Source organism: Galactobacter valiniphilus, assembly GCF_003575975.1.
Lineage (GTDB): Bacteria > Actinomycetota > Actinomycetes > Actinomycetales > Micrococcaceae > Galactobacter > Galactobacter valiniphilus.
On sequence record NZ_QQXK01000031.1, the window covers coordinates 1 to 15,994 of the forward strand.

Below are 15,994 nucleotides of genomic sequence, written 5' to 3' on the forward strand. Positions count from 1 at the left end.
CAATCATCACCGACCCCACACCGGCATCGGAGGCCTCTCACCCATCGATCGCGTCCACAACGTCAGTGGGAAGAACACCTAGGGCGTGTCTCCCAATAGGCGTGTCCAGTTGAGGACGGCGCAGAGGGTGACGCCGGCGCGGTAGGTGATCGCGAGTTTGTCGAACCGGGTGGCGATCCCGCGCCATTGCTTGGCGAGGGCGAAGAAACGCTCGACGACGTTGCGGCCCTTGTAGGCGTCGGCATCGAGGCCGGGCGGTCTGCCGCCACGCCGGCCGCGTCGCTTGCGTGCGGCCGCTTGGTCGCGCTTGTCGGGGATCACGGCCTTGATCCTGCGGCGGCGTAGTTCGCTGCGGATCACACCGGTCGCATACGCGCGGTCTGCGATCACCGCATCGGGTCGGGTGCGCGGTCGGCCAATACCGATTCGGGGAACGTGGATCTCAGCGAGGACCTGTGTGAGCATCGCGCCGTCGTTGCGCTGCCCGCCGGTGACAATCATCGCCAACGGCCTGCCGTGCCCGTCGACGGCCTGATGGATCTTCGTTGTCAGGCCACCACGGGAGCGACCGATGCCGTGACCGGGTGGCTCAATCTCGTGCCAGGGCAGATTCTTGTGATTCGATCCTGCCCCCCTGTGTCCTGCTCGGGGCGAGTCGTGTTCGTCGCGTGCTGATGCGCACGCGCGATCGTCGCGTCGATCGACACAGCCCAATCGATCTTCCCGGCCGCGTCAGCCTCGGCGAGGATCTGCTTCAGCACGCGATCCCACGTGCCGTCCCCGGCATACCGACGGTGCCGCTTCCACACCGTCTGCCACGGGCCGAAGGGCTCCCGGGGCAGATCACGCCACGGAATCCCGGTGCGGAACCGGTAGGCGATACCCTCCACAACCCGCCGGTTATCACCGAACGGGTGACCGCGGCGCCCCGAGTTCGAGGGCAGAAGCGGCTCAATCCGCTCCCACTGCTTATCCGTGAACACCCGATACCGCGAACCCGTCGACCTCACCCTGCCAGCATCCCGCGAGCCCCACCAAACATATGGGAGACACGCCCTAGTGCTGTGCCGCCAAACGTGCCCCGACCGGTCCCACGCCCGGCCCGCCGCCCACCCGACCACGCGCCGTCGGGCAGCGCCACCGCCCGCCGAAGCCCGCGAGGACACCAAGCGGCGCCCCGTCCTCCATGACGATGGACGGGGCGCCGAGTCGTGTGCTCTGGCGAGAGCTGCGGCGGGCCCTCCCCCACATCCAAGGGGAGGACCGCCGCGTACCGCCCGGGCCGCTGTTCACACGGCGCCGGGCGGAAGCGATCAGAAGTTGATCACGTGCGGCTGGCCGAGGTGCTTGAGGCCCTCGACGCCGAACTCCAGGCCGAAACCGGACTGCTTGGCGCCACCGAAGGGCATGCGCGGGTCGATCGCGCCGTGCTTGTTGATCCACGTGGTGCCGGCCTCGAGGCGGGCGGCCACCTCAAGCGCGCGCTCGCGGTTGGAGGACCACACGGAGGAACCGAGGCCGACCTCGAGGGCGTTGGCCCACTCGATGGCCTGCTCCAGATCGGTGTACTTGATGATCGGCAGGGCCGGGCCGAACTGCTCCTCGGTGACCAGCGGGTTGTCGTTGTCGATGTCGGCGATCAGCGTGGTCGGGTAGAAGAAGCCAACGGCGTCCTCGGACGGGGCCTCTCCGCCGATCAGCACGCGGGCGCCGGAGTCCTTGGCCGCCTGGACGAGGTCCTTGACGATGGTGAACTGGGCCTTGTTCTGCAGCGGGCCGAGGACGTTCTCCTCGGAGAGACCAACGCCCATCGGGGAGGCCTGGGCGACCTTGACGAGCTCCTCGCACACCTGCTCGTAGATGGACTCGGGGACGTAGAGGCGCTTCAGGGCGGCGCAGGTCTGGCCCGTGTTGATGAACGCGCCCCAGAAGAGGTCGGCGGCGATGGCGGCCGGATCGGCGTCGTCCAGCACGATGCCGGCGTCGTTGCCGCCCAGCTCCATGGTGGTGCGCTTCAGGGTGTCGGCGGCGGCCTTGACGATCGCCTTGCCGGCCGGGGTGGAGCCCGTGAACATGATCTTGTCGATGCCCTCGTGGGTGGTCATGGCGTTGCCGACCACGCGGTCGCCCGCGACGATCTGCAGCACGCCGGCCGGGAGGACCTCGTTCATGACGTTGATCATGGCCGTGACGCACAGGGCCGTGTAGCCGGAGGGCTTCACGATGACCGTGTTGCCCATGCGCAGCGACGGGGCGATCTGCCAGATGCCGATCATCATGGGCCAGTTCCACGGGCCGATGGCGCCCACGACGCCCAGCGGGCGGTAGTGCAGCTCGGCGCGGCCGGACTCGTCGTCGAAGAGGACCTCGGGCTCCAGCTCGAAGGAGGCGGTGGCGCGCAGCCACGCCGAGCAGGCACCGACCTCGAAGCGAGCGTTCGGGCCGTTCAGCGGCTTGCCCTGCTCACGCGAAAGCAGCACGGCGAGCTCCTCGGCGCGCTCCTCGATGGCGTCGGCGGCCTTGAGCATGTAGGCCTGGCGCTCAGCCAGCGGCAGCGCGGCCCAGGACTTCTGCGCGGCGCGGGCCGTCTCGACGGCGGCGTCAACATCGGCCTCGGTCACGGCCGGGACGAAGCCGACGAGCTCGCCGGTGGCCGGGTCGAAGATCTCGCGGCCGGCCTCGGCCAGGCCGAACGCCTGGCGCAGCTCCTGCGAGGTGGGGTACGTGGTGGTGGCTTCAGCGGACATGCGGGTGAGTCCTTCCGTGGTTCTGCTTCGGATGCGGGCTCACGCCCGCGTTCCTTCCAGCATGCTCGGGTCTTGTGAGCGGGGCCACGGCATCCCGGCACGCGCTTTGTCTTTGAGTGCACGACGGCGCGCGCCCACCTCGGGCGGGTCGGCCGCGCTGGGCGCGGCGCACCACCGGGAGGCGCGCGGTGGTGCGGCACGCACGGTCCGGGCCACGCGCCGTCGTGCGCCACCGAGGTGCGTCCAGCATCAACAAAACGACGGGAGAAAAGTCGCATGGACTTTTCTCCCGTCGTTTTGTTGATGTTTTCTACGGGCGGGCGGCAGGGCGGGCCAGCGACCCGGCGGGCGGCGATCCTTAGAGGCCCACGCCCTCCGCGTCCTCGGCGGCGGAGCCGTGGCCGATGCGGGCGAAGCGCTCCGGCGAGGTGCCGCGCAACCACATGGCCCACAGGGCACCGATCACGCCGGGCAGCAGCGCGATGAGCGGCAGCAGCCAGTTCAGGACGTTGCCGGGCTCGAGGCCCACCAGCACGGGGAACTGGATGATGATCGTGACCACCAGGATGCCCAGCGCCACGCCGGCGATCAGCGGGGCCACCACGCGGGTGAAGACGCCGTGGCCGTCGGGGTTGCGGCGCAGGAACACGAGGGCGGCGAAGCTCGTCAGTGCCATGAGGGCCACCAGGCCCAGGGCACCCACGTTGGTCAGCCACGTGAAGAGCGTGAGGACCGGGAACATGATCGGGTCCTCGGCGCCGGCACCGGCGACCGCGAAGATCAGCAGGACCACCATGGCGAGCGCCGACTGGGTCAGCGAGCCGGCCACGGGGGCCCGGCCCACGCCGCGCGAGGTCGCGAGGAAGGACGGCAGGGCACCCTCGCGGGCCAGGGAGCGCAGGTAGCGCGAGACCACGTTGTGGAAGGAGACCAGCGCGGCCAGCAGCGAGGTCACGAAGAGCACCTGGCCCAGCTGCACGGCCCACACGGGCAGCGCGGAGCCGAGCATCGCGAAGACCACGCCGGGGCCGTTCGTCGCGGAGTTTTCGACGACTTTGGAGGCACCCTCGCCCATGACCATGGCCCACGCGGAGAAGGCGTAGAACACGGCGATGACGATCACGGCGCCGAAGGTGGCGCGACGGACGGTGTTGCGGGGATCGCGCACCTCGTCGGTGTAGATGGCGCCGGACTCGAAGCCCATGAACGCGGCGACGGAGAAGGCCAGGACGGCGCCGACGCCGCCCGTGAACAGCTCGCCCGGGGCAAAGCCGGCGGCGGAGATGCCCTCCGGCGCGGTGCCGATCGCGATGAAGTCGTAGACAAACACCACGAGGAACTCGAGCGCCACGAGGATGCCGAGCACCTTGGCGGAGAGGTCAACGGCGTTCACGCCGAGCACGCCGACGATCACCCAGCCGCCGAGCGCGCAGGCCCACCACGGGACCGTGATCGAGAAGACCGAGGCGAACAGGTCGGCCGTGGCGAAGCCGAACATGCCGTAGATGCCGATCTGCATGGCGTTGTAGGCAACGATCGCGACCCACGCGGCGGCGACGCCGGGCACGCGCCCCAGGCCGCGGGCCACGTAGGAGTAGAACGCTCCGGCCGTCTGCACCTTGGAGGAGAGCGCGGAGAAGCCGACGGCAAAGAGCGCCAGGATCACACCCAGAACCACGAAGGACAGCGGGATGCCGAGCACCGAGGTGACGGCAAAGTTACTGGTGGTGCCGCCGGCAACCACCGTGAGGGGCGCGGACGCGGCGATGATCATGAGGACCAGCGACAGCGTGCCGATCTTGGGGGGCGCCGCGGACGTCGTGCCGGACGTCGCGGGGGCCGCGGTGCGAGAGCTGCTCACAGCTACACCTCCAGGCAGGGGAATCGAGTGGATACTCCAGGGTGGCCCGGATCACAGGCCCGTGTCTGTCATTGCCCCGCACGCCAGTTGACGATGCGTGCGCGGCCTGACGACTCCCGCCCGCGGCGCGCCTTGCGGGCGGCGAGCGGAGACCAGAATGCCCGACGGCGTGTGGTGACCACACGCCGTCGGGCATTCCTCACGCGGTGGGCCGCCTCAGGCGGCCTCGGCCCGCCGCTCCTCGGAGGGCGAGCAACCGTACGCGGCGCGGTAGAGCCGCGAGAAGTGGGCGGGGTCCGGCAGGCCCCAGCGGGCGGCGACGACGCCGACGGGGATGGTGCGCTGCGCCGGGTCCTGCAGATCGGCACGGGCGCGCTCGAGGCGGCGGCGGCGGATCCACGCGGCGACGGTGCTGCCGGTGTCATCGAAGAGCTTGTAGAGCGCGCGGACGGACATGTAATGCGCGTCGGCCACGAGCTGCGGGCTCAGGCGCGGGTCGACGAGATGGTCCTCGATGAAGCGGTGCACACGGCGCAGTGTGCCGCGGCGGCCGGATTCGGTGTCGCCGAGGCGGCGCTGCGCCTCGTCGTCGCACAGGGTGACGATGAGTTCGAGGGTGTTGCCGACGAGGCGGCGGCCGTTGCCGGGCATCTGCGCCATGCGGCGCGCGAGGCCGCCCATGGTCGGCGCGACCATGTCCAGCAGGCCGCCGTCGCCGCCGAGACGCAGGGCGGTCAGCTCGGCGACGTCCTCGGCGGTGGCGCCGAGGCGCTCGCGGGGCACCATAGCCACGAAGATGCCGCACTCCTCCTCGAAGGTGAGGGAGTACGGGCGGGAGGTGTCGTAGACGGCGAGGTCGCCGGGGCGCAGGAGGGTCTCGCGGCCGTCCTGGATAAGCAGGCCGTGGCCGGAGAGCTGCAGGGTGAACTTGAACTGACCGCCGCCGCCGGCCGCGATGAGGTCGTCGGTGCGGACCACGCGGTGTGCGCGGGCGTCAACGCGGGAGAGCGAGACGTCGTCGTAGCGGTGCGCCAGGATGCGCCCGGCGAAGGGGGTGGAGCTGATGGCCTCGGCGTGCAGGCCCACGAAGGCCGTGGAGGCGGCGCGCTGGAAGGACTCAAAGTCAACCGACTCGGCGAGGGTGTGCTCCTCGCGGGCGCGGGGCTGGGCGGTGGTCGTCATCGACGCGCTCCTCTCCTTGGAAGCTCCGTGGGTCCGGGCCTCGAGACGGGGGAGCTCATCAAGGGGTGATCCGGATCACCTGGAGAATCTACGCCGGGAGAGAGAAAAAGTCACCCCGCCGAAAGCTGTGAGTCTTGCGCCGGCCACCTTGAGCGGTCCGCGGCGCTCAGCCCGCGGCGCCGTCCCGGGATTCACCCTCGGCATCCCCCTTGTCGGAGCCGGATCCCCACACAGCCCAGCCGTCGATGAGCTGGTCCAGCTGACCGCGCAGCGAGCGGCCGGAGCCGCCCACCGGGTCGATGACGCCGACGATCTGGGCACCCTCGAAGAAGGTCAGGAGCGCCTCGGCGGCGTTGCTGACGCTCACGCCCTGGCGCACCTCGCCCGCGGCGAGCGCCTCGGCCACCCAGTCGGTGAGCCACTGTCGCCACTGCGCCTGCTGCTGCACCATGAGCTGGCCGGTCGCCGGGGACTGCGCCGCGAGCGCCCAGTAGGCCACCACGACGCGCGCCTCGTCCAGGGCCGCGGCATCCAGGGGCAGCACCTCTTGGGCGAAGGCGAGCACGGCGTCCCAGCCCCTCAGGCCGCGGACGCGGCGCTCGATCCGCGCGTTGGTGCGGGAAAAGACGTGCGTGAAGGTCGCTTCAAAGAGGGAGTCCTTCGTGGGGAAGTACGGCTTGATGGCGCCGTTGGAGAAGCCGGCCTCGGCGGCGAGCTCGCGCAGCGTGGCGCCCTCCACGCCGTTCTTGGCGATCACCTGCGAGGCGATTTCAACCAGTTCGCGGCGGCGGGCGTCGTGGTCGACGATCTTGGGCACGGTGCTCCTGTTCACATGCTGAGGTGGGGCTTGTCACATCGTAGCCACTCGCCTATTCTCTACGATCATAGAAAAAAGCGTGTCCGTCGTCACGCTTTTCCTCGCGATTTTTCCCTCGGATCGGAGCACCATGTCTGAGACCACCTGCGAGCACAGCCTCGCCGCCGCCGTCGGGCATCACACGCTGGCCACCCCGGAGGAGGTGAGCGAGGCCCGCCGCCTGCTCGCCGAGGCCGGCCACTTCTCTGAGACCGTGCGCCTGGCGTACATCGGCCTCATCGACCCCGCCTTCGGCCTCGCCGAGGACGCCCCAGTGGACCGCCGCTTCCGCATCCAGACCCTGGACACCGCGGACAACGTCTCCCGCGACGCGATCGTCTCCGTGACCCGCGGCGTCGTCGAGTCCGTGCGCGAGCTGGACACCGCGGCCACGGGCGAGCTGCCCGTCAAGGACGAGGACTACGGCGTGGTGGAGGAGCTGCTCGCCACCGACGAGCGCTGGCTCGAGGCCCTCGCCAAGCGCGGCCTCGACGTGGTCAAGGTCCGTGTGGCCCCGCTCTCCGCCGGCGTCTACGCCGACGAGTACCCGGACGAGAAGGGCCGCCGCATGCTGCGCGGCCTCGCGTTTGTGCAGGACTTCCCCGAGGACTCCGCCTGGGCGCACCCGGTCGAGGGCCTGCTCGCCTACGTCGACATCACCAACCGCAAGGTCGAGAACGTCCTGGACTTCGGCGTCGTCGAGATCCCCAAGGAGCACGGCAACTACACGGATCCGGAGCTCACGGGCCCGATCCGCGAGACCCAGAAGCCCATCGTCATCACGCAGCCGGAGGGCCCGTCCTTCTCCGTTGAAAACGGCAACCACGTCGAGTGGGAGCGCTGGAGCCTCGACGTGGGCTTCGACATGCGCGACGGCCTGGTGCTGCACAACATCAGCTTCGACGACCCGAACAAGGGCCGCCGCCGCATCCTCAACCGCGCCTCGATCGCCGAGATGGTGGTCCCCTACGGCGACCCGAACCCGGTGCGCAGCTGGCAGAACTACTTCGACACGGGCGAGTACCTGATCGGCCAGTGCGCCAACTCCCTCGAGCTCGGCTGCGACTGCCTGGGTGAGATCACCTACCTCTCCCCCACGATCGCCGACAACGACGGCAACCCGCGCACCATCAAGAACGGCATCTGCATGCACGAGGAGGATTGGAGCATCCTCTCCAAGCACTCCGATCTGTGGACCGGCATCGACTACACGCGCCGCAACCGCCGCCTGGTGATCTCCATCTTCACGACCGTCGGCAACTACGACTACGGCTTCTACTGGTACCTCTACCTGGACGGCACCATCGAGTTCGAGGCCAAGGCCACGGGCATCGTGTTCACCTCCGGCTACCAGGGCGATCCGACGTACAACTCGGAGATGGCTTCCGGCCTGGGTGCCCCGTTCCACCAGCACCAGTTCGCCGCGCGCCTCGACTTCGCGCTGGATTCCGGCGTGACCCGCGTGGAGGAGGAGGACGCCGTGCGCGTCCCCATGGGCCCGGGCAACCCGCGCGGCAACGCCTTCACGCGCAAGCGCACCGTGCTCTCCACGGAGAAGGAGGGCGTCCGCGACGCCGACGGCCGCATCGGCCGTTCCTGGGTCATCTCCAACCCGGAGTCGAAGAACCGCCTCGGCGAGCCGGTGGCCTTCAAGCTGCACCCCATGGGCACGCCCACGCTGCTCGCAGACCCCGAGTCCTCCGTGGCCAAGCGCGCCAACGTCATGACGCACGGCCTGTGGGTCACGCGCTTCGACGAGACGCAGAAGTACCCCACGGGCGACTTCGCCAACCAGAACCCGGGCGTCGAGGGCATCGCCCAGTGGATCGAGGCGGACCGCGACATCGACGGCCAGCAGGACGTCGTGTGGCACACCTTCGGCCTGACGCACTACCCGCGCATCGAGGACTGGCCGATCATGCCCGTCGACACCGTGGGCTTCAAGCTGCGCCCCGAGGGCTTCTTCGACCGCTCGCCGGTCCTGGACGTCCCCGCCCCGGTCAAGGCCCACGGCTGCTGCTCCGGCGGCGAGTGCCACTGCGAGCACTGAGTCTCATGACCTCGCTGTCCACGGCTCGTCCCGCGTTCCGCGCGGGGCGGGCCGTGCCCGCCTCCGCCGAGCCAGGCTCCGTTGAACCCGTCTCCGACGCCGAGTCCCGCACTTTTCGTTCAATCCCGCACACTTTGGGCGGGATTCGACGAAAAGTGCGGGATGAGACGCACGACGGCCCGGGCTCGGCTGGGCTGCCGACGGTCGTCACCGCGACGGGCACACTGCACGACGGCGCGGGCTCGCCTTTTGCTTGGGCCGCGGCCCCGTCGCGGGGTTGGGGCCGCGCGGCCTCGGTCGCCGCGCTGTTCGCGCTCGCGCTGCACGCCGGGGTCTCGCTGGCCCACGCCCACGATCCTTTGTTCGCGCTCCTGGTGGGACTCATGGGCCTCGTGTGTGCCGTGTGTGCCGTGCGCTGCGTCGTCACGCCGTGCCGCCGCGAGCTTACGGCGTTGCTCGGCATGAGCGCCGCGATGGTCGCGCTCCACGTGGCCTGGCTCCTGGGTGCCGGCGCGGCCTCCGGTGGTTCCCACCACGGTGGGGCGCTGGGCGCCTCCGGCGCCCACGCGGCGTCGGGCATGGGGGCCGCCATGCTGGGCCTGGCCTTGGCCGAGGTCCTCGTGGCGGCGCTCTGCGCCGTGGCCCTGCGTCGTCGGGCCTGAACGCCGCAGCCCGCCCCATCTCACTCCGCCCTACCGAGGCCCCGCCCGCTCCCACCGAGCGGCGCGGGGCCTCGGCGTGCCACCGGTGAACAAGCGCGTGCAGTCACGTCCTAGCGCCAACGCCCGGAGACGGAAAGAGTGGGATGGATCACCGTGGGGCCGCGCGCCCCGCTATCCACGCCCGGCGGATCCCCCGCCGCAAGGAGCAGGAGGACGCATGAGCTCGACGCTCTCCCCCACCTACATCGTCACCGGCACTATCCACACCATGGACGAGGAGGTGCCCACGGCCGAGGCGATCGGCGTCAACGACGGCCTCATCGCCGCGGTCGGCACCCTCGCCGAGGTCCGCGCCGAGCTGGGGGGCGAGGCGCCCGTCGTCGAGCACTCCTCCGCGATCCTCCCGGGCCTCCTTGACGCCCACAATCACCACGCCGAGGCCGGCAAGGAAGACCTGTTCCAGCTCTCCTTCCCCGCGACCGCCACGGTGGAACAGATCATCGAGGCCGTCGCCGAGTACGCCACGACCCTCCCCGAGGGTGAGTGGCTCGTGGGCGGGCTCTGGGGCTCCAACCTCGGAGCCGAGCTCGCCACGGGCGAGCCGCTCAAGGCGCTGGACGCCGTCACGGGCGATCGCCCCGTGCTGCTCACCGACGATTCGCACCACAACAAGTGGGCCAACACCGCGGCCATGCGCGCGGCCGGCATCCTCGACATGACCGAGGACCCGCACGGCGGGCAGATCATCCGCGATGCCTCCGGCGCCCCGAGCGGCCTGCTCTACGAGGCGGCCGCCGCGATCGTTGAGCAGCACCGCCTCACCACCGTCACGCTGGACGACGAGTTCCACGCCCGCTGCTCGGAGCGCGGCATCGAGATGCTCGCCGAGCACGGCATCGTGGCTTTCCAGGACGCCGCCGCCGGCCTGCACACGCTCAAGGGTCTGGCCAAGCTGGACGACGAGGATCGCCTCAAGGCGTGGGTCGTCTCCTCCTCGCTCATCAACGACAACATCTTCGGCAACGAGGTCGTCGGCGAGGAGCTGCTGGGCCAGGCCGCCCAGTACGCGCGCGCCCACCACCGCCCCACGTGGTCCAAGATCTTCCTGGACGGCGTGCCGCCGAGCCGCAACGCCGCGTTCCTCACCCCCTACGTGGCCGACGACGAGCACGGCCACGACCACCTCGGCGCCACGCTGCTTGACTTCTCCGAGCTGGCCGGCTGGCTGCGCTCGGCCCAGAAGCACCAGATCGGCATCAAGATCCACTGCACGGGCAACGCCGCCGTGCGCCTCGTCCTCGACGCCGTGGCCGACGCGCGCGCCGAGGGCATCGAGGTGCCCGTGCACATCGCCCACGGCCAGTTTGTGGAGCCCGAGGACCGCCCGCGCCTGGCCGAGCTGCGCGTCGTCGCCGAGATCTCCCCGTTCCTGTGGTTCCCCGGCGTCATCGCAAACGCCCTGGACGCCGTGCTGCCCGAGGAGGTGTTCGCCGGGATCCACCCGAACCGCTCGCTGCTGGACGCAGGCGCACACCTCGCGGTCGGCTCCGATTGGCCCGTGTCCGAGTCACCCAACCCGTGGCACGCGGTGGCCGGCCTCGTCACGCGCCAGGATCCCTCCGGGCAGTTCCCCGGCACGCTCTTCCCCGAGCAGGCCATCACGCGCGAGGAGGCCATCGCGGCCGTGACGAGCCGCAGCGCCGACGCGACCGGGCTCGGCGACGTCACCGGCCGCCTGCGCGTTGGCAACTCCGCCGACTTCGTCTTCCTCGACCGCGACCCCTTCGAGGTGCCCGTCGAGGAGCTCGCCCACACGCGCGCCGTCGCGACGTTCTTCGGCGGCGAGCAGGTCTTCGGCGAACCCGTCGCCTGATACTGAGCCCCCTCCACCCCCCTGATCGGAGTGCGAAATGTCGTCAAAACCGCGGTTTTGACGACATTTCGCACTCCGATCCGGGGACGGGGCGGGGCGGCCACTCAGGGCACCCACCCTCCCGCACCTCCCCAGCCCCCCACACAGCCCGACGGCGCGTGGCCAGGAAACCTGGCCACGCGCCGTCGGGCGTTGGGTTGAGACCTCAGCGAGCCCCGGCGAGCTCCGGCTCGGCGGCGGGCGCCGCGGCGGCGGCGGGGGCGCGCATGACGACCACCGAGCAGGCCACCGACACCGCGAGGATCGCGATCGACACGATCAGCATCGTGGAGAAGCCGCCCGTGGCGTCGATGATGGCGCCGGCGAGGATCGGGCCCACGGCCAGGCCCGAGCCGATCATGAGGTTGGTCGAGTTCATGACCTGCGCGCCGCCCACGCGGGAGACCGCGGCGAGCAGGAACGGCAGAAGCCACGACCAGGCGATCTTGAAGAGGATCGCGGAGAGGGCGAAGCGGACGAGGCCCGGGGCGCCGAAGAGCAGGAACATCGAGGCCGCCATGGCCGCGTAGCCGCCCAGGACGTAGTACTTGGCGCGGGAGCCCTCGCCCACGAGCGTGCCGACGAGCGAGGAGGCGACGCCGAAGAGCGTCGCGACGCCGATCGTGGTGGACGCGGTGCCGAGCGAGGTGCCGCCGGTCTCGGCGATCTTGGCCATGAAGGTCCACACGCCGCCGAGGGCCACGTAGAAGCCGAACACGGCGATCAGGGCCGCGGCGAAGGGCAGCACGCGGCGGGCGCCGGCGGCGACGGCCTCGACCGGGTTGGCCGCGGCGGAGAGCTCGTGGCCCTTGACACACCACGCGGCGGGCAGGCACAGCAGGCCGAGCGCTGCGAGCGTGAAGTACACGGCGGCGACGGGCTTGCCCGCGTAGATCGCCGGGAAGAGGAAGAGGATGATCGCGCCCATGCCCAGCTGCGCCACGATGAAGATGCCGTAGGAGCGAGAGGGCTTCGAGGTCTTCGCGGAGAGCGAGAGGATGATGACCGTGATCGAGCCGGCCGCGAGCGCCGTGAGACCGCGCATCAGGAGCAGCAGACCGTACGTCGGCATGAGCGCCGAGAGGACGTTGCCGGCGATGACCAGCGAACCGCACAGGATGGTCACGGTACGGATGTTCGCGCGGCGCAGCCAGAGATACGCGGGCAGCGTGGCCAGGGAGAAGCAGCCGAGCTCCACGGAGGCGAGCAGGCCGGCCGAGGACGCGTCGAGGCTGAACTGGACCATGAGCTGGCTCGTGACGATGGGCGCCACGAGCAGCACTGAATACAGCACCGCGGAGAACGCCGCGATGTAGAGGTTGAACTTCAGGTCGGCGCCGGACCTGGCGGTGGTGGTCATGGGGATCCTCCAAGGTGGTTCGGGGGCGGGCGCCGGCGCGCCGGGGGCTGGCGGGCCGCGCTCCTTGGTGAGACTCCCCCAGGCTCAGTGATCGGGGCCACAGCGTTCGGGGCTTTGGGCAGGCACGTTCAAGCGCGCCGCCGGGAGAGTCAACGCGCGTGGATCTTTACCGGCGGGTACGGCCGGGCGGTGGCGCGTGCGCCGGCGAAGTTTGCGTGGCTTACGCTGTCAAACAGGCCGCTTCACGGCGCACGCCACGCAAACGTGGGCAAGACGCCAAGCGGCGCCGGGCTTTCATGCCCGACGCCGCCCGCTCACCGTGGGTGCCTCGCCTCAGGCGAGGCGGTAGGAATCGCCCTCGTGCAGCTCGCCGCTCACAAGGCGCGCCGCCACGTCGGAGAGCATGGCCACGCCATCCACGGCGTCGGCGTCGCGCGTGTCCTCGGCCTCGTTGTGGGAGACACCCTGGATGCTTGGGACGAAGAGCATGACGGTGGGGACGACGTCCTTCATGTTGGTCGAATCGTGGCCGGCCACGGTCATGATCGGCGTGTGGCTCAGGCCCAGCGCCGCGGCGGACTCGCGGGCGAGCTCCACGCCGCCGGAGGGGTAATCCACGAGGCCCCACGCGTGGGTCAGGCGGCGCTCGATGCTCACCTTCGCCTTGGCCTCGATCTCCTCGAACTTTTCGGCGAGCAACTCGTTGGCGCGGGCCAGCACCTCCTCCGAGGCCGAACGCAGGTCCAGGTTCATGTTGACCTGGCGGGCCAGCGTCACGGGCGAGTTCGGCAGGACCTCCATCTCAGAGACCGAGGAGTGCAGGGCACCCTCCGGCAGCAGCTCGGTGAGCTCGCGGACGGCCACGACCAACAGCGACGCCCCGTAGAGCGCGTCGCGGCGGTCCTCCATGACCGTGGCGCCCGTGTGCGCCTGCGCGCCGTTGACGCTGATGCGGTACTTGCTCGCCGCCCACGTCGCGTGCACAAGGCCGATCGTCGTCTGCGCCTCCTCGAGCAGGCGGCCCTGCTCGATGTGGATCTCGGCGTAGGAGGCCACCTCGAGGCCCGGGACCGGCTCGGGGCGCTCGCCCAGGGCCTCGGCCACCGTGATCCCGGCCGTGTCGGTGACGGCCAGTGCCTCCGCAAGCGCGAGCTTGCCCGTGGCCACGGAGGAGCCCATCATGCTGGGCGCAAAGCGACTTCCCTCCTCGTTGAACCAGTCCACCACCGCCACGTTGAGGGTGGGGGTCACGCGCCCCTCGGCGGAGGCGCGCACCACGGTGTGAGCCGCATGGGCGGCGGCGAGCACGCCGTACGCGCCATCGAAGCGACCGGCCAGCGGCTGGGAATCCAGGTGTGAGCCCATGAGCACATACGGCGCCCCCGGAACCAGCTCGTACAGGCCAAAGATGTTGCCGATCGCGTCCTCACGCACCGTGAAGCCGCGCTCGGTCAGCCAGCCCTTAAACCATGCGCGGGTCGCATGGTCGGCCTCGCTGCCGGCCTGGCGCTCCACGCCGCCGCCGGCCGTGGCGCCGAAGGTGGACATGGTCGCGAAGTCGGGAAGGAAGCCCGTGGGGTCGGTGGTTTCGGGGGTGATGTGCTGGGTGCTCACGTGTCTGCTCCGCTGAAGGTGATGGGCTGGATGAGGTCTCTTGTGCCCGACGGCGGGTGGTCGCCACGGGCGGGCGGCCACAGGGCCGGGGTGGTTCAGTCGAGGGTGGTGTGGGTGGCCTCGCCGCCCACAAAGGTGCCGAGGACGTCGATGGCACCGATGGCCTCGTGCGCCACCTCTCGGGGGTCCTCGGCGAGGACCACGAAGTCGGCAAGGGCGCCCGCGCGCAGCACGCCCTTGGTGCCAGCCCAGCCGGTCGCCGCGGCGGAACCGAGGGTGTAGGCGTCAAGCGCCTGCTCCACGCTGAGCCGCTCGGCCGGCGCGTACTCGGCGCCGCTGCGGGTCAACCTCTGCACAAAGGCCTGGATGATCGGCAACGGGGCGCCGGGCGCCACGGGGCGGTCGCTGCTGCCGGGCACGGCAAGGCCCGCCTTCAGGAGCGAGGCCGCCGGGTAGGAGTGCGCCGTACGCTCGGGGCCCAGCGCCGCGGCCATGCCGTCGCCGAAGAGCGGGATGAAGAAGGGCTGCGGCACGAGGTAGACGCCGAGTCGGGCCAGGCGCGCCACCTGCTCGGGGCGCACGTAGCCGCCGTGCTCGATGCGGTGCGGCAGCGCCGCCGGGCCGTGCGCCGCGAGCGACTCCTCGATGATGTCCAGGGCCAGGTCGATGCCGCGGTCGCCGATGGCGTGCAGGGCCAGCGCCCAGCCCGCGGCGGCCGCCTCGCGGGCCTTCGCCGCCATGGCCTCGGCGTCGCCCTGGAGGTAACCGGAGTGGGAGCACTCGCAGTAGTTCTCGCTCATCGCCGCGGTCTTCCCGAGCAGCGAGCCGTCCATGAACATCTTGGTGGGGCCGAGCTGCAGGAACTCGTCGCCCAGGCCGGAGCGCAGGCCGGCGTCCAGGGTCTGCACGCCCGGCTCGCTCGCGTGGCCGGCCACGGGGTGCAGCACGTCAGCAGCGATCATGACCTGCGCGCGCGTCTTGAGCTGCCCCGCCTCGCGGGCGCGCTGATAGGCGGAGAACTCGCGCGGGCCGTGGCCGATCCAGCCGCCGCCCACCCCGGCGTCGGACACCGAGGTCAGGCCCTCCCGGGCGTAGCGCGCCGTGGCGCGAGCCAGTGCGGCCTGCAGGTCCGCGATGGGCTCCGGCATGAGGACCGCCTGGGCCACGCGCATGGCGTTCTCCTCCAGCAGGCCAGTGGCCCGGCCGTCGGCGTCCACGCCGATCACGCCGCCGTCGATGCGCTCGGTGGGGAATTCCGCGACGCCTACGGACCGCAGGCCCACGCCGTTCAGGGTGTAGGCGTGCCCGGAGGCGTGCTTGATGAGCAGCGGCTTGCCGTCGGCCGCCGCGTCCAGGGCGTCGCGCTCCAGCGTGCCGGCCAGCCCCAGCGGGTCGAAGTTGGAGGCAACGAGCCATTCTGCCTCCGCCTGCTCGCCGCGGCCCGCCTCCAAGGCGGCGTAGACGGACTCCGGCGTGGGCAACCCGGCCAGGTCGATCTCCGCGAGCGTCTGCCCGAACCACACGCTGTGGGCGTGCACATCGTTGAACCCGGCCATGAGGAACGCGCCCTTGGCGTCGATCTCCTCCGCCGCGCGCTGGCCCAGCAGCTGCTCGTCCAGGCCGACCACACGACCCATCCATACGCCCACACTGCTCGCCGAGGGGCGGGCCGGGTCGCCGGTGCGGATGCGGGCGTTGCGGACGATCAGGTCCAGCAGCATGGGTTCTCCTTCGGGCGGCGCGCCGGGTG

The 15,994-nt window shown here is 70.7% G+C and carries 11 protein-coding genes and 1 pseudogene; 3 read left to right on the top strand and 9 right to left on the bottom strand.

Features of this window, described 5'->3' with window-relative positions:
• Window positions 1-78: 78 nt before the first annotated feature.
• The 6 genes and pseudogenes from DWB68_RS13400 to DWB68_RS13420 form a co-directional block, all read right to left on the bottom strand.
• A complete protein-coding gene (locus DWB68_RS13400) occupies window positions 79-714 on the bottom strand; it encodes an IS5 family transposase (RefSeq protein WP_233548814.1) in 636 nt (211 codons plus the stop codon).
• Window positions 669-1,166: pseudogene (locus tag DWB68_RS17200) on the bottom strand (IS5 family transposase); the annotation flags it as partial. The gene DWB68_RS13400 and the pseudogene DWB68_RS17200, both read right to left, overlap by 46 nt.
• 147 nt (window positions 1,167-1,313) lie before the next feature.
• Window positions 1,314-2,747, bottom strand: coding sequence for an aldehyde dehydrogenase family protein (locus DWB68_RS13405; RefSeq protein WP_119425630.1), 1,434 nt, complete (start codon window positions 2,745-2,747; stop codon window positions 1,314-1,316).
• A 358-nt stretch (window positions 2,748-3,105) separates the two neighbouring features.
• Entirely contained in the window at window positions 3,106-4,608 is a 1,503-nt protein-coding gene (locus DWB68_RS13410) for an APC family permease (protein WP_267896975.1), read from the bottom strand.
• Window positions 4,609-4,824: 216 nt separating this feature from the next.
• Window positions 4,825-5,790, bottom strand: a complete 966-nt coding sequence (locus DWB68_RS13415; protein ID WP_119425631.1) for an AraC-like ligand-binding domain-containing protein — start codon at window positions 5,788-5,790, stop codon at window positions 4,825-4,827.
• A 166-nt stretch (window positions 5,791-5,956) separates the two neighbouring features.
• The gene (locus DWB68_RS13420) at window positions 5,957-6,607 is read right to left on the bottom strand and encodes a TetR/AcrR family transcriptional regulator (protein WP_158588320.1); all 651 of its coding nucleotides are present in this window, start codon (window positions 6,605-6,607) and stop codon (window positions 5,957-5,959) included.
• A 130-nt stretch (window positions 6,608-6,737) separates the two neighbouring features.
• On the opposite strand from DWB68_RS13420, the gene DWB68_RS13425 reads away from it, so the two are divergent.
• The 3 genes from DWB68_RS13425 to DWB68_RS13435 all read left to right on the top strand — a co-directional run bounded on the left by DWB68_RS13425 (window position 6,738) and on the right by DWB68_RS13435 (window position 11,231).
• Window positions 6,738-8,696, top strand: coding sequence for a primary-amine oxidase (locus DWB68_RS13425; RefSeq protein ID WP_119425652.1), 1,959 nt, complete (start codon window positions 6,738-6,740; stop codon window positions 8,694-8,696).
• Window positions 8,697-8,701: 5 nt separating this feature from the next.
• On the top strand, window positions 8,702-9,358 hold the full coding sequence (locus DWB68_RS13430; RefSeq protein WP_147391690.1) for a hypothetical protein: 657 nt from the start codon (window positions 8,702-8,704) through the stop codon (window positions 9,356-9,358).
• 217 nt (window positions 9,359-9,575) lie between these two features.
• Entirely contained in the window at window positions 9,576-11,231 is a 1,656-nt protein-coding gene (locus tag DWB68_RS13435; RefSeq protein ID WP_119425634.1) for an amidohydrolase, read from the top strand.
• Window positions 11,232-11,436: 205 nt separating this feature from the next.
• Here the strand turns inward: DWB68_RS13435 and DWB68_RS13440 are convergent, their stop codons facing one another.
• The 3 genes from DWB68_RS13440 to DWB68_RS13450 form a co-directional block, all read right to left on the bottom strand.
• The gene (locus tag DWB68_RS13440; RefSeq protein WP_119425635.1) at window positions 11,437-12,630 is read right to left on the bottom strand and encodes an MFS transporter; all 1,194 of its coding nucleotides are present in this window, start codon (window positions 12,628-12,630) and stop codon (window positions 11,437-11,439) included.
• Between the two features lie 333 nt (window positions 12,631-12,963).
• Window positions 12,964-14,244 carry a M20 family metallo-hydrolase gene (locus DWB68_RS13445; protein WP_325048570.1) on the bottom strand — a complete coding sequence of 427 codons (1,281 nt, stop codon included), beginning with the start codon at window positions 14,242-14,244 and terminating at the stop codon, window positions 12,964-12,966.
• 95 nt (window positions 14,245-14,339) lie between these two features.
• Window positions 14,340-15,965 (bottom strand): amidohydrolase, encoded by a 1,626-nt coding sequence (locus DWB68_RS13450; protein ID WP_119425636.1) that lies wholly within the window; start codon window positions 15,963-15,965, stop codon window positions 14,340-14,342.
• Window positions 15,966-15,994 lie beyond the last annotated feature (29 nt).

Excerpts from the sequence above, each read along its gene's own strand:
- DWB68_RS13430 (WP_147391690.1), top strand. The coding sequence starts at position 8,702 with ATGACCTCGCTGTCCACGGCTCGTCCCGCGTTCCGCGCGGGGCGGGCC.
- DWB68_RS13450 (WP_119425636.1), bottom strand. The coding sequence starts at position 15,965 with ATGCTGCTGGACCTGATCGTCCGCAACGCCCGCATCCGCACCGGCGAC.
- DWB68_RS13405 (WP_119425630.1), bottom strand. The coding sequence starts at position 2,747 with ATGTCCGCTGAAGCCACCACCACGTACCCCACCTCGCAGGAGCTGCGC.
- DWB68_RS13435 (WP_119425634.1), top strand. The coding sequence starts at position 9,576 with ATGAGCTCGACGCTCTCCCCCACCTACATCGTCACCGGCACTATCCAC.
- DWB68_RS13415 (WP_119425631.1), bottom strand. The coding sequence starts at position 5,790 with ATGACGACCACCGCCCAGCCCCGCGCCCGCGAGGAGCACACCCTCGCC.
- DWB68_RS13440 (WP_119425635.1), bottom strand. The coding sequence starts at position 12,630 with ATGACCACCACCGCCAGGTCCGGCGCCGACCTGAAGTTCAACCTCTAC.
- DWB68_RS13425 (WP_119425652.1), top strand. The coding sequence starts at position 6,738 with ATGTCTGAGACCACCTGCGAGCACAGCCTCGCCGCCGCCGTCGGGCAT.